Here is a 19,538-nt window from a genome sequence, read left to right on the forward strand (position 1 = left end):
AGTTGTCCTCGACCGCTGGCAGACTCGCCCCATGTTGGAGACCTCGGCACGACTGCTGCGCCTGCTCTCACTCCTGCAGGCCCACCGGGACTGGTCCGGAGCCGATCTCGCCGAACGGCTCGGCGTCACCCCACGGACCGTCCGGCGGGACGTCGACAAACTGCGCGAGCTCGGCTACCCGGTCAACGCCAGCCCAGGGACCGGCGGCGGCTACCAGCTCGGCGCGGGGGCCGAGCTGCCGCCGTTGCTCCTCGACGACGAGGAAGCGGTCGCGGTGGCGGTCGGGCTGCGTACCGCGGCCGGTCACGGCGTCGAGGGCATCGGGGAGACCTCTGTACGCGCACTCGCCAAACTCGAGCAGGTCCTGCCGAACCGGCTCCGCCGCCGGGTCGGTGCCCTGAGCGCCTTCACCGTGCCCATGATGCGCGGACCCGGCGCCTCCACCGTCGACCCTGGCGTCCTCACCGAGCTGGCCGGGGCCTGCCGGGACAGCGAGCGGCTGCGCTTCGCGTACCGGTCCCACGGCGGTTCCGTATCGCGCCGGACCGTCGAACCGCACCGGCTGGTGTGCACCGAGCGCCGCTGGTACCTCGTCGCCTGGGACCTGGAGCGCGCGGACTGGCGTACCTTCCGGGCGGACCGGATCACCCCCACGCCGCCGCACGGTCCCCGTTTCGTTCCGCGCCGCCCGCCCGCCGAGGACCTGGCCGCCTATGTCTCGAAGGGCGTCTCCACCACTGCGTACGCGACGCATGCGGTGATCCGGCTGAAGGCGCCGGTCGAGCTGGCCGCCGAGCGCATCTCGCCGTCCTCCGGAGCGCTGGAGGCGATCGACGCGGACAGCTGCCTGCTGCGCACCGGCGCGGCGAGCCTCGACGTCCTGGTGATCCACGTGATGCTCATGGGCTTCGACTTCGAGGTCGTCGAACCGCAGGAGCTCACCGAAGCGATCAGGGCGGCCCGGGACCGGCTCTCCCGGGCCCTCGGCTGAGGCTGAGAGGCTGTCGGCTACCTGCGATCGGGAAGTGTGCGTGCCAGGGCACGACCGCCCGATCAGAGGTAGCCCGACAGCCTCTGAAGGGACCCGCGGACTTTCGACCGACCGCTCGCCAGCTGTGTCCGGCCGGTCACGGCGGGCTTGTGTCCGGTATACGGGCGGATGCGGGCGGCGGTCCCGGTCCGATGGTGTGGATATCCCGACCAGAAGATAAGGCTGCCATAAGGAAGCGTGAATTCCCGGTGACGGGCCCGTTTTGGAAGGCCTTAAGGGAAGGGAATTCCGACCATCGGGTATGTCATATTTCCTCTGGTTTCGCGAGCCGTTCGGTGATTGTTTATAAGTGTGCGTGATTACTGTGCGTCGGCCTGAGAGTCGCGCGTTCGAGTGAAGCGGTTCGAGGGAAACGGCTGTCGTGATCCTGTGACACAAGCGTGACCGGTGGCGTACGTGAGGATGCCGTGCCGGGTGCCCGCGTCCGGCTTCCGTACCCGTCCGGGGCCGCCTACGGTGAGTGGCATGGCACCTATCCCGACCCCTCCCGCCCAGCCCCATGACACGCCCGACGCGTATGTCGGCCTCGCTGCAGAAGCCGCCGAGCGGAGGGCCCGTGCCCGCGGCTGGCGCACGGTCAGGGCTCTGCCACCGGGGGCGATCATCACCATGGAGTACCTGGCCGGGCGGATCAACTTCGAGGTCGACAACGCCGTGGTGACCCGCTGCTGGGTCGGCTGAGACCCCTGTCATGAGCAGGGCCCCGACCGAGGTCGGGGCCCTGACTGTGCGGGGTGAGGCTGTGCGTACCGTCCTCGCATGGGGGGCGGTCCGTCAGCCGCCGGCCACCGGGCGGGCCGGGCTTGTGCCGCCTCGCGGCGTTCGGTCCGCGTGCGGTGGGCGCCGGCTGCCGGCCGGGGTGACCGGCGTCCGCTCCGAGCGCACGATGTGCGGCGTGTGGGCCCGCTGCCGGGTCCCCGCCGCCGGAGCGGCAGGTGCCGAGGCGGCCGGGCGGCCGCCTGTGGCGACCGGTTCGAGCACCGGGCTCCCGCCCGCGCCGTCACCACTGTCCGGTTGCTGCAGCGGCACGGTCTGGGGCACACCGGCCGCGACGGGCACCGGGGGAGCGGTCCGGCGGCGCGCACGCAACTGCTCGCGCACCGCGAAGATCCAGTCCTCGGTACGGGTGATCAACGGCTCGACCCACGGCAGGCCCAGCAGGATCAGCAGCCCCGCGGCCCAGCCGAGCAGCACATCGCTCAGCCAGTGCGTACCGAGATAGACGGTCGTGAGCCCGACCCCGAGTGAGACCACCGCCGATATGGCCGACAGGTAGCGCCTGGCCCGCGGCGTAGTGGCCAGGTAGGCGAGGATTCCCCAGGTCACCACCGCGTTGGCGGTGTGGCCGGACGGAAATATATCGCCGCCGGCGAAGAGTTCTGCGGAGCCGATCTGGGTCGCGTAGTGCGGGCCGAGCCGGCCCAGGCCGAGCTTGACGGCGCCCACGGTCAGATTGAGCAGCAGCAGCGAGGCGCCCAGGGTCAGCAGGGGCCGCAGGGTGTGCTGCCGCCAGGAGCGCCAGCCGAGCCAGCAGGCGACCATCACGGCCGTCGGGCCTCGCTGGCCGAGGACGACGTAGTAGTCGAGGAAGGCATGGATTCCGGGCCACTGCTGGTAGGGCCGGAAAAGCATGACCTTCCAGTCCAGGGTCACCAGCCAGGAGCCGATCAGCACGGCAACGACGATGGCGAGATAGAACGCCAACGTCCCGCCGAAGAGAGCGATGCGGTGACGGCTCATCCGCGGTGGCTCTATCTTCGGCGGTTCCGGCTCCCGGTCCAGCCGGGCAAAGATGTCGGTACGCACCCAATCGACGTTACAGCGAGTGAGTGCGTGATCCGGTCGTTCCGGCCGCTTTGTGATGACGATGTGATGTGGACTATGTCTCAGTCAGGTCAATATTCCTGACCCGTCAGTGAATCCCGGTGACCTCGTGCTCTATTTCTTCCGCGCTTATTCCGGAGGGGTGTTTGAGTATCTCCGGATAAACGGGGAGCCGGTGCAGGTGTCCATTTCTCCGGCCGTGTTGGGCGGGTGGACGGACGGTGCCCGGCCGGTCACGGAACGGTCACGCGCCGTTGGCGGGCCGGTCCGGCGCGGAGCCGGGAGCGGGTCCTGCGTGGCATACGCCACACCTCGTGACCTGTCGGGGTATGAGATCGACCACGTGTGGCCACGTCGAACTCGCGTACGCTGACGGATCACTCGCCCGTCGATGCCGGGCCTTGAGGGGCAGCGCACGCTGCATCCCCGGTTGGCCTGCCGAGCGCGAGGGACCTTTGGGAGGTACATGCATGTCCGGGACGACCACAGCCCGATTCCGGCTGCGCGCAGCCGCCGACGGTGCCAATCGATGGGTCGTCCTGGTTGTCCTCTGCCTCAGTCTGTTGCTTGTGGCGCTCGACGCGACAGTGCTCCACGTCGCCGTACCCGCCGTCACCGAGGATCTGCGGCCCAGCGCCGTCGGTCTGCTGTGGATCGTGGATGCCTATCCACTGGTCTGCGCCTCGCTGCTGATCCTCTTCGGCACCCTCGGTGACCGGGTCGGCCGCCGCCGCATCCTGCTGCTCGGCTACGCGCTCTTCGGTGTCGCCTCCGCGATCGCCGCGATGGCGGACAGTCCCGGCGTGCTGATAGCGGCGCGCGCCCTGCTGGGCGTCGGCGGCGCGATGATCATGCCCGCGACGCTGTCCATCCTCCGCCAGGTCTTCCCCGACCGGCGCGAGCGGGCCGTCGCCATCGGGGTGTGGACCGCGGTCGCCGCCGTCGGTGCGGCCACCGGACCGGTCATCGGCGGCTTCCTCGTGGAGCACTTCTGGTGGGGCTCGGTCTTTCTGATCAACATCCCGCTGATGGCGCTGATCCTGCCGGTCGGCCGGCTGCTGCTCCCCGAATCGCGGGGCAGTGACGGCGGCCCCTGGGATGTGCTCGGCGCGCTGATGGCCGCGGCCGGAGTGCTCGGTGTGGTCCTCGGCGTGAAGCGCGCGGGCACCGGCGAGGGCGTCTTCGGCCCCGCCACCCTCGTGCCGCTGCTGCTCGGGGCGGCGCTGCTCGTCGCGTTCGTCCGTCGGCAGAAACGCCGTACGCATCCACTGATCGACATCGCGATGTTCGCGCGGCCCGCGTTCTCCGCCGCGGTCGGCTGCATCGTCCTTGCCATGCTTGCCCTGGTCGGTCTGGAACTGATCGCCGTCCAGTATCTGCAGCTGGTCCTGGGCCTCAGCCCGCTGGAGACCGGCCTGCGGCTGCTGCCGCTCACCTTCGCCGCGATGGCCGCGGGTGCGACCGGCTCGTACACCCTGCGCCGGATCGGACCGCGCCGGATGGTCGGCTGGGGCTTCGTGCTCACCGCCGCCTCGGTGCTGATCCTGACCCTGATGGGGCAGCATGACCGGCCCGCCCTGCTGACCGTGGCGTTCGTCGTGCTCGGCTTCGGGCTCCAGTCCACGCTCTTCGGGGCGTACGAATCGATGCTCAGTGAGGTTCCGGCGGACCGGGCGGGTGGTGCGGCGGCCATCGGAGAAACCTCGTACCAGCTGGGTGCGGGCATGGGGATCGCCCTGCTGGGCAGCGTGATGAATGCCGCCTACGTGCCCGGACTGGCCAAGCTCCCCGGAGCGGGGGTCCCCGCCGAAGCGTCCGCCGCCGCCTCCCACTCACTGGGCGAGGCGTATCAGGTCGCCTCGCAGCTGGGCGGTCCGCTGGGCGGGGTGCTGCGGAGCACGGCCCGGCATGCCTTCATCAACGGGCTGCATGTCACGCTGCTGGTCAGTGCGGGTCTGCTGCTGCTGGGCGCGCTCGCCGCGCTGCGACTGCCGCGGGTGATGGAATGCTCGCCGGTGGAGATCTGCGAACCCCGCGAGGCCGCCGAGGTGACCGTCGCCGTGGAGTCGCGAGGGCCCCGCGCGTTCCCTGCTTCCCCGGGCGAGCCGGTCCAGGGGCTGCCGAAAGGGCCCCTTTCGGGGCCTGCCCGGCGGCAACCCGCCGAGGCCGCAGGCTCTGGACGCGCGGCACCCTGAGCCGTAACGTCAGCACGAGGCCATAACTAACACTGCTAGTTTTAGTATCGTGCGAGCCGCCGGAGGCACCCTCATGTCCACTCCATCTCCCGCGAAGCCGTCGAAGCTCCCGCCCTTCGACCCCGGCGACCCGATCGGCATCGACGATCTGCTCGGCCCCGAGGACCTCGCGATCCGGTCCACCGTCCGCGCCTGGGCGGCCGACCGGATCCTGCCGCACATTGCCGAGTGGTACGAGAACGGCGAGCTGCCCGGCATCCGCGAGCTCGCCCGCGAGCTCGGTTCGATCGGCGCCCTCGGCATGTCGCTGCAGGGATACGGCTGTGCGGGCGCCACCGCCGTCCAGTACGGACTGGCCTGCCTGGAGCTCGAAGCGGCGGACTCGGGGATCCGCTCCCTCGTCTCCGTGCAGGGCTCCCTCGCCATGTACGCCATCCACCGCTTCGGCTCCGAGGAGCAGAAGCAGCAGTGGCTGCCGGGCATGGCGGCCGGCGAGATCATCGGCTGCTTCGGGCTCACCGAGCCGGACCACGGCTCCGACCCGGCCGGGATGCGGACGCACGCCAAGCGCGACGGTGGGGGGGACTGGGTGCTCAGCGGCCGCAAGATGTGGATCACCAACGGCTCGGTGGCCGGGGTCGCCGTCGTCTGGGCGCAGACCGACGAGGGCAGTAACGGCAGCGGCATCCGCGGATTCGTCGTGCCGACGGACACCCCCGGCTTCTCCGCGCCCGAGATCAAGCACAAGTGGTCGCTGCGTGCCTCGGTCACCAGCGAGCTGGTCCTCGACGAGGTACGGCTGCCCGCCGACGCCGTACTCCCCGGGGTCACCGGCCTGCGCGGACCGCTCAGCTGTCTCAGCCACGCCCGCTACGGCATCGTCTGGGGAGCCATGGGCGCGGCCCGGGCCAGCTTCGAGGCAGCGGTCGACTACGCGAAGACCCGTGAACAGTTCGGCAAGCCGATCGGTGGTTTCCAGCTCACTCAGGCCAAGCTCGCGGACATGGCCGTCGAACTGCACAAGGGCATCCTGCTCGCCCACCATCTGGGCCGTCGGCTGGACGCGGGCAGGCTCCGCCCGGAACAGGTCAGTTTCGGAAAGCTCAACAATGTGCGGGAGGCCATCGAGATCTGCCGCACCTCGCGCACGATCCTCGGCGCCAACGGGATCTCGCTCGAATACCCGGTGATGCGGCATGCGACGAATCTGGAGTCGGTGCTCACGTACGAGGGCACCGTGGAGATGCACCAGCTGGTGCTGGGCAAGGCGCTCACCGGCCTGGACGCATTCCGGTAGAACGGGACGCCGGCCGGACCGATCCGGCGAGCGCCCTGCTCAGCTCTGGTTGAAGAAGCCGTCGGCCCGCCGGCCGACGGCTTCGCCGTTGAGCACTCGGGTGTCGGCCGGGGTCAGCAGGAAGACCCGGGTGGCCACGCGGTCGATCGATCCGCGCAGTCCGAAGATCAGCCCTGCGGCGAAGTCCACGACACGCTTCGCGTCGGCAGGGTCCATGGCCGTGAGGTTGATGATCACCGGGACGCCGTCCCGGAAGAGCTCGCCGATGGCGCGCGCGTCCCGGAAGCTGTCCGGGGTGACGGTGGCGATCCGGCGGCCCGTCTCCTCGGCCGCCTCGGAGACCACCTGCACCCGTGGGTCGGTCACCCAGGCATTGCCGGTCCCGGTCCGTGCACCCTCGGCGTACTCGTCGTCGTCGTAGTAACGCTCGTCGTTGTCCTCTACGAGGCCCAGCCAGGCACTCGCCTTGCGCACCGATCCCATGGACGCCTCCTCTCACCGCGGTTCCTTGGTGTTCCGCATCTCTTTCGTATCCCTATGGTCGACCATGATGCGGATCGTGCGCCAAGTGGATAGTCGGCGTGCAGGCGATTCGTGACGGTACTGGTGCAGAAGATCTGGCGATTCGTCATGGTTCCTCCCGCATGGGACCCCTGGGAAAAGAAAATATGATGCTCCGGCCCGTACGGGTGACATGGGGGACGTACGGGTGAACGGGTCACTCGATACGATGCCTGTCGCGCACCCGCACGAGCGCTGCGCATGCCTGAACGGCTCTCGGGGGATTGTCGTGTTCGGAATAGTCAGGCCCTGCACCCATCGGCTGTCCGAGGGGCTCAGGACCGCGTGGATGGCCCATCTCTGCGGGCTCTGTCTCGCACTTCGCTCGGACCACGGCCAGTTCGCCCGGGTCGTCACGAACTACGACGGCCTGATCGTCTCGGTCCTGACGGAGGCTCAGGCGGAGCGCACCACGGGCCGGAGGCGCACCGCGGGTCCTTGCCCGCTGCGCGCCATGCGGACCGCGCCGGTCGCCCGCGGCGAAGGGGCCAGGCTCGCCGCCGCCGTCTCGCTGGTGCTGGCCTCGGCGAAGGTACGGGACCACGTCGCCGACCGGGACGGGCTGTTGAAGCGCCGCCCGGTCGCAGCGGCCGCCCGCCGGGTCGCCGCGGGCTGGGACAGGGCCGGAGCGCGCACCGGTGCCCAGCTGGGCTTCGACACCGCGGTCCTCGTCGACGCCGTCGACCGGCAGACCGGCATCGAGCGACTCGCGGGGCTCGGCACCCCGCTGCTGACGGTCACCGAGCCCACCGAGACGGCCACCGCGGCGGCCTTCGCCCACACCGCCGTACTCGCGGGCAAGCCGCAGAACGCCGAGCCGCTCGCCGAGGCCGGCCGGCTCTTCGGGCGGCTGGCCCATTTGCTGGATGCCGTGGAGGACCAGGAAGCTGACGCGGCGTCGGGCGCCTGGAACCCGCTCACCGCCACCGGTACCTCGCGTTCCGAGGCCCGGCGGCTGTGCGACGACGCGCTGCGCGGCGTACGGTTGGCGCTGCGCGACGCCGAGTTCACCGACGACAAGCTGGCTCATGTGCTGCTCGTGCATGAACTGCGCCGATCGGTGGACCGCGCGTTCGCCACGGAGACGTGCTCCCACCAGGCGGATGCCCGCCGGGCCGGTGGACACGGCGTCACCGGGGCCTTCGGGCCGCCGCCCGGCAATCCGTACGCACCGGACACCCCCGGCAGCCCGTTCGGCCCGCCGTCGCCCCCGCCGGAGCCGCCGCGCGACCGGCGCGGGCTGATCATGGGCTGTCTGGTGTGGGCGGGACTCGCCTGCACCTGCCAGATGTGCTGCGGGACCTTCGAGGACCCGTGGAGCCGTCAGCGCCGCGAGGGGCTGTGTAGCCAATGCGACTGCTGCGATGCCTGCGACTGCTGCAGCAACTGCGGTGACTGCTGCAGCAACTGCGACTGCTGCGACTGCGGGTGCGACTGCTGAGCCGTGCTTCGGGCGCGGCTCGGCAGATTCCTGCGGCCGGCCGCGCCCGCCGAGGACGGCAGCGTGACCGTCGACCTCAACCGCGCACTGCTGCCGCCGTGCGCCTCGCCGACCCTTTCATCTGCCCCTTCCGGCCGCCCGGCAACACCCTGCCGATCGCCGTCGGGGCGGGGGAGCGAAACCGGATCGACCACTGACGCACCACCGCACCCGATCGGTTCAGGCCCCGGCAGTCCGCGCGCTGCCGGGGCCTTTGTGGGCGAGTGGCGGTACGGATGGCCGGCCCGTTCCGCCGAGTTCAGGCCAAAGGGCCCTCTTGCGCGAGAAGTTGAGGCCTTGAATACTCCGGAGCAGCGCTTGTCAGGAGCACGTCGCATCCGGAACGTGGACACGCGGCCGTGCCCCCGACTGCGCCTCACGGGTCCGACCACCCCACAGGCGGACCCCCGTTTCCCCTCGGGAGGAATGACAAGTGAGGAACAAGCGCACCACCCCCCTCAGCGCCACAGCGAGACGCAGCCGGATCGTCGCGGTCGCCGCGGGCCTGGTGGCCGTCGCCGCAATCGCCGTCCCCAACGCCCAGGCCAACTCCACCACGACATTCAGCGCCAACCAGCTCTCCGCCGCCAGTGATGCGGTGCTCGGCGCCGACATCGCCGGTACCGCCTGGAACATAGACCCGGCGACCAAGACCCTCGTCGTCACCGCCGACAGCACGGTCACCCAGGCCGAGATCAAGCAGATCAAGAAGTCCGCCGGCGCCAACGCGGGCGCGCTGCGCATCGAGCGCACGTCCGGCACCTTCAGCAAGCTGATCTCCGGCGGCGACGCCATCTACGCCCCCGGCTGGCGCTGCTCCCTCGGCTTCAACGTCCGCAGCGGCACCACCTACTACTTCCTGACCGCCGGTCACTGCACCGACGGCAATCCGCCGTGGTACACCAACTCGTCGAACTCGACGTACATCGGCCCGACGGTCGGATCCAGCTTCCCGACCAATGACTACGGCCTGGTGCGGTACGACAACACCTCCGTCGCCCACGCGGGCACCGTCGGCAGCCAGGACATCACCAGCGCGGCCAACGCGACGGTCGGCATGTCCGTCACCCGTCGCGGCTCCACCACCGGCATCCACAGCGGATCCGTCACCGGTCTCAACGCCACGGTCAACTACGGCGGTGGAGACATCGTCTACGGCATGATCAAGACGAATGTCTGTGCGGAGCCCGGCGATTCCGGCGGTCCGCTCTACTCCGGCACCAAGGCGATCGGACTCACGTCCGGCGGCAGCGGCAACTGCAGCTCCGGCGGTACGACGTACTTCCAGCCGGTCACCGAGGCGCTCAGCGCATACGGCGTCAGCGTCTACTGACGCACCGGCGCCCGATCGCACACATGACGGAGCCCTCGCCCGAATTCCGGGCGGGGGCTCCCGCGCACCCCGCGGCTTTTGAGAGGATGTGGGGAGGTCGGTCGCGCAGGAACAACGGGGGCGGATGCTGTGCCTCCCGGAGGGATGTCCTCCGGGAACCCCCCGGAGACACTCCAGGGGGTTCCAGTCCGTGAAACGCATCGGAGTGACCGGCCATCGCAGCATTCCCGAGGAGGCGCACGCCCATGTGCTGGCCGGGATCCGGGCGGCGCTCTGCGGGCTCGACGGCTCCCTGGAAGCCCTCTCCAGCCTGGCCGTGGGAGCGGATCAGCTCTTCGCCGACCTGGCACTCGACCACGGGGCCGAACTGACCGTCGTCATCCCCAGCGGGGACTACGAGACATCGTTCGCCGCGGGCGCCGAACTGGCCCGGTACCGGAGCCTCAAGGACCGGGCGGCCCGGGAGGTGCTGCTGGACTTCCCGCACTCCACCGACGAGGCGTACTACGCGGCGGGTGCCTATATCGCCGATCACTGCGACCGGCTGCTCGCGGTGTGGGACGGCCGGCCGGCCCGCGGCTTCGGCGGCACGGGCGACATCGTGACGTACGCGCGGACGCTCGGCCGCCCGGTCACGGTGATCTGGCGCGACGGGGTCGAGCGCGCCTGACCGGATCTGCAGGCGCCGGTCGTACGCGGCCGGATGTGCAACAGCACTTCGTGTACGGATCTACTGGCCGCTCGTCACATCTGGTGCCGGGCGAGCCAGTCGGTGTGCTGCGGGGAGACGACGCGCTCGGTCTCGAACACCGCCCGGGGCCACTGCCGTTCGGTCAGCGTGGTCTCCATCGCGACCTGCATCGACTCCAGATCCTTCTCCACCAGCGAGTGGGCGGAGATCAGCGGATGGTGGCGGCGCATCTCGCTCCACGCCAGGCAGGCCGCCGCAGCCGCCGACAGCACTCCAGTCGCGGCGAAGGACTGGGCGACGGAGAACGTCCTCAACAGGCCGAGGACCAGGGCGAAGGTGGTCAGTGCGGCGATCGTGGTCGACCAGACCAGGGTGGCGCGCCGGGACACCTCCTGGCGGCGGCGGTACCAACTGCGCTGTTCGATCAGTCGATCCCGTACATATGTCTCCTTGCGTACGGTGAACGCTTTGTCCCGTAACTCGCGCATGGAATCCGTGATGAGTCCGCCCGAATCCGCCGTTTGGTCGCGCGGGTCCGCCCAGCCGACTTTTCTGAGCTCCTGCAGCCCCTCTTCCAGCCGGTTGGCGAACACCGCCTCCGGGTGCTGGGTGCTGGTGTCGAAAGGTGACCCGTGCACCGAGTAACGCCAGCACATCGATTTGATGAACTCTGCCGCCGAGCGATTGAGTTGCCAATGCGACTTTGCTTTGCGGCGGGAGGAGAGGTAGGTCGTGATCAGGACACCCAGGTAGGCCAACGCTCCGACTCCATCGGTGAGTTGAAACGTGTCAGCAACCTCCCAGCGCCAGGGAAGCGCTGCCGGTATTGCGCCCACGACCAGGAGGATCAGCTGCCAGCGGGTGGTGTTCACGGCCTCCCGTTGCCGTGCGATCGCGATGGCATCCGTGTGGTGAAAGAGCGCCGGAAGATCAGCGTTCCGGAAGACCAGGCTCTGCAGTGGTCCGGGAATCGCCGTCATGTTCACTCCCGTCTGCGGTTTTGCGTCTGCGGTTCGTCTTCACCCATATGGCGGAATGGGTGGTTCCGTTGCGTCTTGGGCAGTCCCACGTGACGCTGGCGCTGCAAGAGGATGGCCTCAGTTGCCAACCGAGGTCATGAGAGTAAAGTCGTGCCGCCGGACACTGCAATGGTGCAGCTGGACGGTGCAGTTTCCGTGTCCGGAACAATCCCATCAAGGACGGCCGTGAAGAACACTGAATCCTCCCGCTCCTTCGCCGATGCGAAGAAGAGCCGTGTGCCGCTCGCCGAGATCGACGCGCGCGGCAAGGAAGCCACCCGGAAGCTCGGACGGGTGCATGCTGCCTCCGCCGGACGCCCGACCCAGGCACCCACCTTCAACTCGGCTCTCTAGTCACCCCTCCGGGCTGGCTAGACTGGCGGAATGACAGGACCCCTGGTCCCTTTCCGTGAAATCGTTCTCAAGGTTCACAGCAGGTGCGATCTTGCCTGCGACCATTGCTATGTCTATGAACATGCAGATCAGAGCTGGCGTACCCGTCCGAAAACTATCTCTGACGAAGTCATCTTCCGGACTGCTCAGCGCCTGGCTGAGCATGCCAAGACACATGCACTGCCCTCCGTGTCAGTGATCCTGCACGGAGGGGAGCCTCTGCTGGCGGGCCCCGCGCGACTGCGGCGCATCTGCGAAGAACTCACCGCCGCCTTGGACGGCGTCGCCGATCTGGATCTACGGATCCATACCAACGGCCTGCAGCTCAGCCCGCGCTATCTCGACCTCTTCGACGAGTTCGGCGTCAAGGTCGGCATCTCGCTCGACGGCGACCGGACCGCCAACGACCGGCACCGCCGGTTCGCCGACGGACGCACCAGTCACCCTCTGGTCCTCCGAGCTGTCGCGCTGCTGCGCCAGGAGCGCTACCGCCATCTCAACCTCGGCCTTCTGTGCACCGTCGACATCCGGAACGATCCGCACGCGGTGCTCGACGCCCTGGCCGAACTCGAACCACCGCTCATCGACTTCCTTCTTCCGCACGCCACCTGGGACCAGCCGCCGCCGCGTCCGGACGGATCACCCACGGCCTATGCCGACTGGCTCCTCGCGATCTTCGACCGCTGGAGGGAACAGGGCCGGCCGGTGCCGGTGCGGATCTTCTCCTCGGTCCTGTCCAGCCTGAGCGGCGGACCCAGTCTCACCGAGTCCCTGGGCCTTGCTCCCACCGATCTCGTCGTCGTCGAGACCGACGGGCAGCTGGAACAGGTGGACTCGCTCAAGAGTGCCTACGAAGGTGCGGCCTCCACCGGGTTCGACGTCTTCACGCACGCCTTCGACGAGGTCGCAGCCCATCCCGGGGTCCGGGCACGGCAGCTCGGGCTGGCCGGGGTCAGCGAGACCTGCCGCCGTTGCCCCGTCGTACGTTCGTGCGGCGGAGGTCTCTACACACACCGTTACCGTTCGGACAGTGGATTCGACAACCCCTCGGTGTACTGCACGGATCTCGAGGCACTGGTGCAGGGCGTCGAGGTGCGGACGGCCGCGGAAACCGAGTCGGCCGCGGTCGCGCAGCCGTACGAGCTGATCGCCGCTGACCAGGACTTGACGCGCACTCTGTTCGCCCGGCTCCACGCGGACCTCGACGGCCGGGGCGGGGAGCGCTGGGACGAGGCCTGGGAGCTGGCGCAGGCCCTGGAGCGGACGGAAGCGGGCGCCGACGGCCTGGACGGTGTACTGGCCCATCCGTACACCCGCGCCTGGCTGCTCGACACGCTGGACGCCGTGTACGCCGAACGGCCCGGCGCCGACCGGGCGGCGACGCTGCGGCTGTCGTCGTCCGTGGCCGCTGCCGCCGTACGCGCCGGACTCGAACGGGACGTCCCCGTCGCTTGCCGGGACGGCAGCATCTTCCTCCCCACCCTCGGGGAGGTGCGGATCGGTGGGGCGGGGGAGCACGGCACTGCCCTCGTGCGCGCCACCGACGACGGATTCCTGATCCGGCGGGAAGGGCACGCCGCCGAACGGCGGATCGTACGGACGTCGACGGAGGACTCCGGCTGGCTTCCGGTGCGTCGAGTGGGTGGCGTCGGGGCGCCCGGCTTCGTACTCGACGATCTCGACCCGTACCGCGACTGCTTCGGTACGCCCGTCGCTCCCCGGCTCGGGCAGTCCGAGGCCGATGCGTGGAGCGCGCGCCTCTGCGGGGCCTGGGAACGGCTGACGACGGTCGTACCGGATCAGGCGGCCGAGATGGCCGGCAGCCTGATCGCGCTGACGCCGCTCACCACCGGACACCCCGCGGTGGGGCGGCACGGCTACGGGGCGTTGGGGATCGGGGCGGACATGGATGGCGAGGAACTGGCGCTCGGCCTGCTCCGCGGATTCCGGCGGGCCAAGCTGACGGCCCTTGTGGACGTCACGGATCTGTACGCATCGGACGGAGCCTGGGACCATCGGACGCCCTGGCAGGAAAAGTCCGTTCCCTTCTCCCGGTTGCTGACCGCGACCTATGAGCGGGTGGGACTCGGCCTCTTCGACCCCCGGTTCCTGGACGGAGTGCCGCAGGCACTCGACACGCTCGAAGCGGCGGCCGAATTGACCATCGACGGAAAGCAGCTGCTCGCCGCAGTCCGAAAGGAGATCAGCGGGACACACGGGACATCCGGGAAGAACAGTTGCAAGACTGATTTCGATCAAGAACCTGATTGACCGAGCGCGAGGATGGATGACTGAAAAGCAGCGGTGAATGACCGAACGCCATGGGGGTGGAGCAAGGTCCGCTCCGGAATGATGAATTCGCTCGCATTCTTTCCACACTCCTCGGATGCGAGTGCTCACACAGGACGGGGGTCGTGTGCACGCATCAACGAAACAGCGAGCGGCGGACCATCGGCCGTACTTCTTCTTGAGCTATGCACATACACCGGGGTACGGCGGTGGAACGGACCCGGATATGTGGGTCGAGCGGCTGTTCCAGGATCTCTGCGGTCATGTAATGGCCATGACCGACCTCCCTGCGGGTGCCTCCGCCGGGTTCATGGACCGGGAGATACGGTCCGGCGAGGGGTGGTCGGAACGGCTCGGCAGCGTGCTGGCCACCTGCCGGGTGTTCGTTCCGCTCTTCTCGCCACGCTACTTCGCCAGCGAGATGTGCGGAAAGGAGTGGCACGCCTTCGAACAGCGCGCCATCGCCCACCGGGCCCGCCTCAACCAGCCCGCCGAGGCGATCGTGCCCGCGCTCTGGGTGCCGGTTCCGCCGAACCAGCTGCCCGGGCCGGCGGAGCGGCTGCAGTTCAATCACCGTGATTTCGGGGATCGTTACGTCAGCGACGGACTCTATGGGCTGATCAAACTCAGGCTCTTCGCCCAGGAGTACGAACGGGCCGTCTACGAACTCGCCAAACGCATCGTCAGCGTCGCGGCCACCGCCCGGATCGAAGTGGGCCGCCCCGTCGACTACCGGCTGGCCCCCAGCGCCTTCGGTTCACTGAGCAGCGGTGCCGGTGCACCTCGCCCGATGAAGGTGACCATCGTGGCCCCCACCCGGCACGACCTGCCCGAGGGGCGTAACGCCGACTACTACGGCGACAACCCGCACGACTGGAACCCCTACCACCCGGCCTCCGCGCGCCCCCTGGCCTATGTCGCCGAGGACCTGGTGCGCGCACTCAACTACCAGGCCACCATCACCTCCTTCGACGAGGAGTCCGGCCACGCGGAGAGCAAGGGGCCACCGAACAGACCGGAAATCCTGGTCGTCGACCGCTGGGCGTTGATGGACGAGGACCGACGCCGCAGGCTCGCGGCCTTCGATGCTGAGAACCGTCCGTGGGTGACCATGGTGGTGCCCTGGAACCGTGAGGACCCCCAGAGCAGAGCCGCCGAGGCCGAGCTGACCGAGAAACTCGAACAGACCATGCCGTCCAAGATCCGTCAAGGGCGCGCCTACTGCCGCGCCGCGGCAAGGGGAGTACCCAGCATGGATGCCTTCGGACAGGTCCTGCCCCAGGTCGTGGAGGCGGCGGCCCAGCAGTATCTGCGCCACGCGGCGGTCTATCCACCGGCGACGGGCGGCGGCCACACTGAACGAACACGACTGATGGGGCCCATGGGCAACACACAGTTCATACCGGACATGCACGACCCTGCGACGGATGCGGAGGACGTATGACGGCCGGGCGTGACGGACGCATCGTCACTTTCTACTCGTACAAAGGCGGTACCGGGCGCACGATGGCCCTGGCCAACACCGCCTGGATCCTGGCTGCCAACGGCAAACGGGTACTGGCCGTCGACTGGGACCTGGAGGCGCCCGGACTCCACCGGTTCTTCCATCCCTTCCTCGACCCCTCGACACTCGGCGCCACCACCGGTGTCATCGACCTGATCACCGAGTACGCCTGGGCCGCGACCAGCCCGGTCCAGCGCGCCGACGACTGGCACCGCGACTACGCCCGCATCCAGCCGCACGCCGTCTCCCTCACCCCGGAAGCACTCGGCTGGGAGTTCCCGCAGGGGGGCACCCTCGACTTCGTCTCCGCCGGGCGCCAGAACCGCGAATACTCCGCGACCGTCTCCACCTTCGACTGGGACAACTTCTACGACCGGCTCGGCGGCGGACACTTCTTCGACGCCCTGCGCGACGACATGAAGGCCAACTACGACTACGTCCTCATCGACAGCCGGACCGGTCTCAGCGACATCGCCGACATCTGCACCGTCCACCTTCCGGACCTGCTTGTCGACTGCTTCACGCTCAGCGACCAGTCCATCGACGGCGCGGCATCCGTCGCCCGGCAGATCTCCGAGCGCTACACCGGCCGCCCCATCTCGATCTTCCCCGTCCCGATGCGCATCGACGAGGGCGAGAAGGAGAAGGCCGACGCGGGCCGCGCCCTGGCCCGGCTGAAGTTCGACCGGCTGCCCCGAGACCTGTCCAGTGACGAACTCACCGCCTACTGGGGAGCGGTGGAGATTCCGTACCGCCCCTACTACGCGTACGAGGAGACCCTGGCCACCTTCGGCGACGAGGCAGGTCTGACCAACTCGCTGCTCTCCGCCTTCGAGCGGCTCACCGCCGTCATCACCGACCGGCAGATCACCTCGATGCCCCCTGTGGGGGAAGAGGTGCGGCTCCGTATTCGCGACGCCTTCACCCGGCGCAGGCCCGCGCTGCCCGCAGACCTCTTCCTCAACTATGTGGCGGAGAACCGGATGTGGGCCGACTGGATCGAATCGGTCCTCACCCGGGCCGGCTTCCGCGTCGTCCCGCGCGATGTCTCCGCCGAACCGGGCGCGGCCGACCCCGCGAACACTGCGGACGAGACCGCCACCCGTACCGTCGTCCTGCTCTCCAGCGCCTATCTCAAGTCCCAGCGGGCCGTGGGCCTGTGGGACCGAGCGGCCGCCGAGGACCCGGGCGGTGGCAGGCGTCAGCTGCTGCCCCTCAGGGTCGGGGACGTACGCCTCTCCGCGGCCTACATCGACCGCAACCCCGTCGACCTGTTCCGGCTCGACGAGGTGCACGCCACCGCGGCGCTGATGCGTGCCCTGGACCGCCCGGTGCAGCTCGTCGACGGGGTCGCGCCGGGGCCGCGCTTCCCCGGCACCGTGCCGAAGATCTGGAACGCACCACCCCGCAACCCGGGCTTCACCGGCCGCTCCCTGGTCCTGGAACGGATGCGCGACCAGCTCGGCGGCGGCATGGCCGTCGTGCTTCCGCAGCCGCAGACCCTGTACGGGCTGGGCGGCGTCGGCAAGACCCAGGTCGCTCTCGAGTACGTGCACCGCTTCATGGCCGACTACGACCTGGTGTGGTGGATATCGTCCGAGCAGACCGACGACGTGGTGGCCAGCCTCGCCGAACTCGCCGTCCGGCTCGGTGCCCAGGGCGGAGACGACATGGCCGCGGCCTCCCAGGAGGCCGTCGACCTGCTGCGCCGCGGAGTTCCGTCGGACCGTTGGCTGCTGGTCTTCGACAATGCCGACGACCCCGAACGGCTCCGGCGCTACTTCCCGCAGGGCGGCTCCGGTCACATCCTGGTCACCTCCAGGAACCAGACCTGGTCCCAGCACGGCGACGCACTGCCTGTCGACGTCTTCCTGCGGGAGGAGTCCATCGAGCACCTCCAGCGCCGCGCCCCGGGGCTGAGCGTCGAGGACGCCGCGCAGGTTGCCACCGCTGTCGGTGACCTGCCGCTCGCAGTCGAGCAGGCGGCGGCCTGGATCGCGGAGACCGCCACGCCTATCGACGCCTATCTGGAACAGCTCGCCCAGCAGGCCCCTCAGGTCCTGGCCCTCAACCAGCCCGCGGGCTACCCGGAACCCGTCGCCGCCACCTGGAACATCTCCATCCAGCGCCTCAAGGAGCGCTCGCCTGCCGCGGTGCGGCTGCTGCAGCTCTGTGCCTTCTTCGCCCCCGAGCCGATCAACGCCAATCTGCTCTACAGCAAGGAGATGATCGAGGCGCTGAAGCCGTACGACGCCTCGCTCCAGGAGAAGCTGGTGCTCGGGCGGGTCATCCGGGAGATCGGCCGGTTCGCCCTCGCCAAGGTCGACCAGGTCTCCAACTCCATCCAGGTGCACCGCCTCGTTCAGGCCGTCATCCGGGCACAGCTCAGCGAGGAGGAGCAGCGCGACGCCCGGCATGTCGTCCACCGCATTCTGGCGGGTGCCCGGCCCGATGACGACGAGCCGATCGACAACCCGTTGACCTGGCCGCGGTTCGCCACCATCTGGCCGCACCTCGGCCCGTCCGATGCGCGCAACTGCAAGGAACCCGAGACCCGCAGGCTCCTGATCGACCGGGTGCGCTACCTGTGGAAGCGCGGTGACTTCAGGACGGCCGGCACCCTCGGTGCCGAACTGCGCGAGGCATGGGAGGAGATGCTCGGCGAGCGGGATCTCCAATACCTCTACCTCTGCTTCCACCTCTCCAACATCTATCGTGCGCGCGGACGTTATGTGGAGGCGAAGGAACTCGACGAGATCACGCTCGCCCGGCAGCGGGAGGTACTGGGCTCGGAGCACCCGCACACGTACATGACCACCAGTAGCCTCGCGACGGACCTCGGCACCCTCGGCGAGTACGACCGGGCGATCGAGCTGGCGACCGAAGCCCACGAGGGTTTCAGCCAGATCTTCCACGACGCACACCCCAGGACGCTCGCGGCGGCCAACAACCTGGCGCTGAACCTGCGCCTCGTCGGGCAGCACGCCAGGGCCAGAGAGATCGATCAGGACGTCTACGACCGGCGCACCGAGGTGCTCGGCCCGAACCATCCGTACAGCCTGTCCTCCGCCATGAGCCTGGGTCGTGATCTGCGGGACGTAGGACGGTACGAGGACTCGGTCAGTCTGCTCAGCCGCACCTACGACAGCTACAAGACACACCTCGGGCGAACCTTCCCCGGCACGCTGAGTGCGGCGAAGAGCCTCGCGGTCTCGCTGCGCAGGGCGGGCCGGCTGGAGGACGCCCGCAGACTGACGGTGGCCACCCGTGCCAGGTACCGGGCCAAGTACACCTCGGCCAACCCCGAATCGCTGGCCTGCGATCTCAACATGGCGGCCGACCTGTTCGCGGCCGGTGAGGCGGTCGAGGCGAGGGACACCGCACAGGAAGTCGTCGACCAGTACACGAAGGTCCCGGGGGAGAAGCACCCGTACACCCTGGCCGCCCAGAACAACCTCGGCGTCTATGTCTCGGGGGCCGGTGCGGCGGAGGAGGCGGAGAAACAGCTGAAACGGGTGGTCGCCTTGATGCGCGAGGTGTTCGGACGCGAGCATCCGCACACCCTGTTCTGCGTCATGAACCTGGCCAACGCAACCGCGGACCTCGGCGACCTCGACGTCGTGCTGGCGACGGAGCGGCAGGTGTCCGCGCAGCTTAGGGAGACCCTCGGGGCGCACCATCCGGAGACGTTGGCCATGACGTCGAACATGGCTGTCACGCTCGATGCGATGGGGCGCAAGGACGAGGCGTTGCAGGTGCGGGCGGAAGTGGTCGAAGAGCTGACCCGACAGCTCGGCGACGAGCATCCGCTGACCCGGATCGCGCGGGAGGACAGCCGGTTCCAGCGCGAACTGGAACCGATCACGATCTGAGCCGGCCGGGCCCGCCGATGGCGGGCCCG

Annotated in this window: 14 protein-coding genes and 1 pseudogene; 12 read left to right on the forward strand and 3 right to left on the reverse strand. The window is 69.1% G+C overall.

Annotated features, from left to right (window positions below; translation table 11 throughout):
- Window positions 1–31: 31 nt before the first annotated feature.
- Window positions 32–991, forward strand: a complete 960-nt coding sequence (locus tag OH809_RS32945) for a helix-turn-helix transcriptional regulator (protein ID WP_406418105.1) — start codon at window positions 32–34, stop codon at window positions 989–991.
- A gap of 525 nt (window positions 992–1,516) precedes the next feature.
- Complete coding sequence (locus tag OH809_RS32950) at window positions 1,517–1,732, forward strand: I78 family peptidase inhibitor (protein WP_406418104.1); 216 nt, start codon at window positions 1,517–1,519, stop codon at window positions 1,730–1,732.
- Window positions 1,733–1,825: 93 nt separating this feature from the next.
- Here OH809_RS32950 and OH809_RS32955 read toward each other — a convergent pair whose 3' ends face one another.
- On the reverse strand, window positions 1,826–2,857 hold the full coding sequence (locus OH809_RS32955) for a phosphatase PAP2 family protein (RefSeq protein WP_406418102.1): 1,032 nt from the start codon (window positions 2,855–2,857) through the stop codon (window positions 1,826–1,828).
- A 488-nt stretch (window positions 2,858–3,345) separates the two neighbouring features.
- On the opposite strand from OH809_RS32955, the gene OH809_RS32960 reads away from it, so the two are divergent.
- Together OH809_RS32960 and OH809_RS32965 are read left to right on the forward strand one after the other, a co-directional pair.
- A complete protein-coding gene (locus OH809_RS32960; RefSeq protein WP_406418100.1) occupies window positions 3,346–5,070 on the forward strand; it encodes an MFS transporter in 1,725 nt (574 codons plus the stop codon).
- Window positions 5,071–5,143: 73 nt separating this feature from the next.
- Complete coding sequence (locus OH809_RS32965) at window positions 5,144–6,367, forward strand: acyl-CoA dehydrogenase family protein (protein ID WP_406418098.1); 1,224 nt, start codon at window positions 5,144–5,146, stop codon at window positions 6,365–6,367.
- A gap of 39 nt (window positions 6,368–6,406) precedes the next feature.
- Here the strand turns inward: OH809_RS32965 and OH809_RS32970 are convergent, their stop codons facing one another.
- Window positions 6,407–6,850 (reverse strand): cell division protein SepF, encoded by a 444-nt coding sequence (locus OH809_RS32970; protein WP_406418096.1) that lies wholly within the window; start codon window positions 6,848–6,850, stop codon window positions 6,407–6,409.
- Window positions 6,851–7,217: 367 nt separating this feature from the next.
- On the opposite strand from OH809_RS32970, the gene OH809_RS32975 reads away from it, so the two are divergent.
- The 4 genes and pseudogenes from OH809_RS32975 to OH809_RS32990 all read left to right on the forward strand — a co-directional run bounded on the left by OH809_RS32975 (window position 7,218) and on the right by OH809_RS32990 (window position 10,411).
- Window positions 7,218–8,369: a DUF5685 family protein gene (locus OH809_RS32975; protein ID WP_406418094.1), complete on the forward strand. Its 1,152-nt coding sequence runs from the start codon at window positions 7,218–7,220 to the stop codon at window positions 8,367–8,369.
- Between the two features lie 24 nt (window positions 8,370–8,393).
- Window positions 8,394–8,566: pseudogene (locus OH809_RS32980) on the forward strand (DUF1684 domain-containing protein); the annotation flags it as partial.
- A 275-nt stretch (window positions 8,567–8,841) separates the two neighbouring features.
- Window positions 8,842–9,741 carry a S1 family peptidase gene (locus OH809_RS32985; protein WP_406418092.1) on the forward strand — a complete coding sequence of 300 codons (900 nt, stop codon included), beginning with the start codon at window positions 8,842–8,844 and terminating at the stop codon, window positions 9,739–9,741.
- Between the two features lie 190 nt (window positions 9,742–9,931).
- Window positions 9,932–10,411: a hypothetical protein gene (locus tag OH809_RS32990; RefSeq protein WP_406418090.1), complete on the forward strand. Its 480-nt coding sequence runs from the start codon at window positions 9,932–9,934 to the stop codon at window positions 10,409–10,411.
- A 74-nt stretch (window positions 10,412–10,485) separates the two neighbouring features.
- On the opposite strand, the gene OH809_RS32995 is transcribed toward OH809_RS32990, so the two are convergent.
- Entirely contained in the window at window positions 10,486–11,412 is a 927-nt protein-coding gene (locus OH809_RS32995; RefSeq protein WP_406418088.1) for a DUF4231 domain-containing protein, read from the reverse strand.
- Window positions 11,413–11,637: 225 nt separating this feature from the next.
- On the opposite strand from OH809_RS32995, the gene fxsA reads away from it, so the two are divergent.
- The 4 genes from fxsA to fxsT all read left to right on the forward strand — a co-directional run bounded on the left by fxsA (window position 11,638) and on the right by fxsT (window position 19,509).
- A complete protein-coding gene (gene fxsA / locus OH809_RS33000) occupies window positions 11,638–11,805 on the forward strand; it encodes an FxSxx-COOH cyclophane-containing RiPP peptide (RefSeq protein WP_406418086.1) in 168 nt (55 codons plus the stop codon).
- A gap of 30 nt (window positions 11,806–11,835) precedes the next feature.
- On the forward strand, window positions 11,836–14,115 hold the full coding sequence (fxsBH, locus tag OH809_RS33005; protein WP_406418084.1) for a radical SAM/SPASM protein FxsBH, inactivated beta-hydroxylase extension form: 2,280 nt from the start codon (window positions 11,836–11,838) through the stop codon (window positions 14,113–14,115).
- Window positions 14,116–14,230: 115 nt separating this feature from the next.
- Entirely contained in the window at window positions 14,231–15,577 is a 1,347-nt protein-coding gene (gene fsxC / locus OH809_RS33010; protein ID WP_406418082.1) for an FxsC protein, read from the forward strand.
- Window positions 15,574–19,509 carry an FxSxx-COOH system tetratricopeptide repeat protein gene (fxsT, locus tag OH809_RS33015; protein WP_406418080.1) on the forward strand — a complete coding sequence of 1,312 codons (3,936 nt, stop codon included), beginning with the start codon at window positions 15,574–15,576 and terminating at the stop codon, window positions 19,507–19,509. The genes fsxC and fxsT overlap by 4 nt, the downstream gene beginning before the upstream one ends.
- Window positions 19,510–19,538 lie beyond the last annotated feature (29 nt).

It is taken from the genome of Streptomyces sp. NBC_00873 (assembly GCF_045207415.1).
GTDB lineage: Bacteria > Actinomycetota > Actinomycetes > Streptomycetales > Streptomycetaceae > Streptomyces.

What these genes read in the sequence shown, in the direction of transcription:
- OH809_RS32945 (WP_406418105.1), top strand. Translation starts at nt 32, where the DNA reads ATGTTGGAGACCTCGGCACGACTGCTGCGCCTGCTCTCACTCCTGCAG.
- OH809_RS32950 (WP_406418104.1), top strand. Translation starts at nt 1,517, where the DNA reads ATGGCACCTATCCCGACCCCTCCCGCCCAGCCCCATGACACGCCCGAC.
- OH809_RS32960 (WP_406418100.1), top strand. Translation starts at nt 3,346, where the DNA reads ATGTCCGGGACGACCACAGCCCGATTCCGGCTGCGCGCAGCCGCCGAC.
- OH809_RS32965 (WP_406418098.1), top strand. Translation starts at nt 5,144, where the DNA reads ATGTCCACTCCATCTCCCGCGAAGCCGTCGAAGCTCCCGCCCTTCGAC.
- OH809_RS32970 (WP_406418096.1), bottom strand. Translation starts at nt 6,850, where the DNA reads ATGGGATCGGTGCGCAAGGCGAGTGCCTGGCTGGGCCTCGTAGAGGAC.
- OH809_RS32975 (WP_406418094.1), top strand. Translation starts at nt 7,218, where the DNA reads ATGGCCCATCTCTGCGGGCTCTGTCTCGCACTTCGCTCGGACCACGGC.
- OH809_RS32995 (WP_406418088.1), bottom strand. Translation starts at nt 11,412, where the DNA reads ATGACGGCGATTCCCGGACCACTGCAGAGCCTGGTCTTCCGGAACGCT.
- fxsBH (WP_406418084.1), top strand. Translation starts at nt 11,836, where the DNA reads ATGACAGGACCCCTGGTCCCTTTCCGTGAAATCGTTCTCAAGGTTCAC.
- fsxC (WP_406418082.1), top strand. Translation starts at nt 14,231, where the DNA reads ATGCGAGTGCTCACACAGGACGGGGGTCGTGTGCACGCATCAACGAAA.
- fxsT (WP_406418080.1), top strand. Translation starts at nt 15,574, where the DNA reads ATGACGGCCGGGCGTGACGGACGCATCGTCACTTTCTACTCGTACAAA.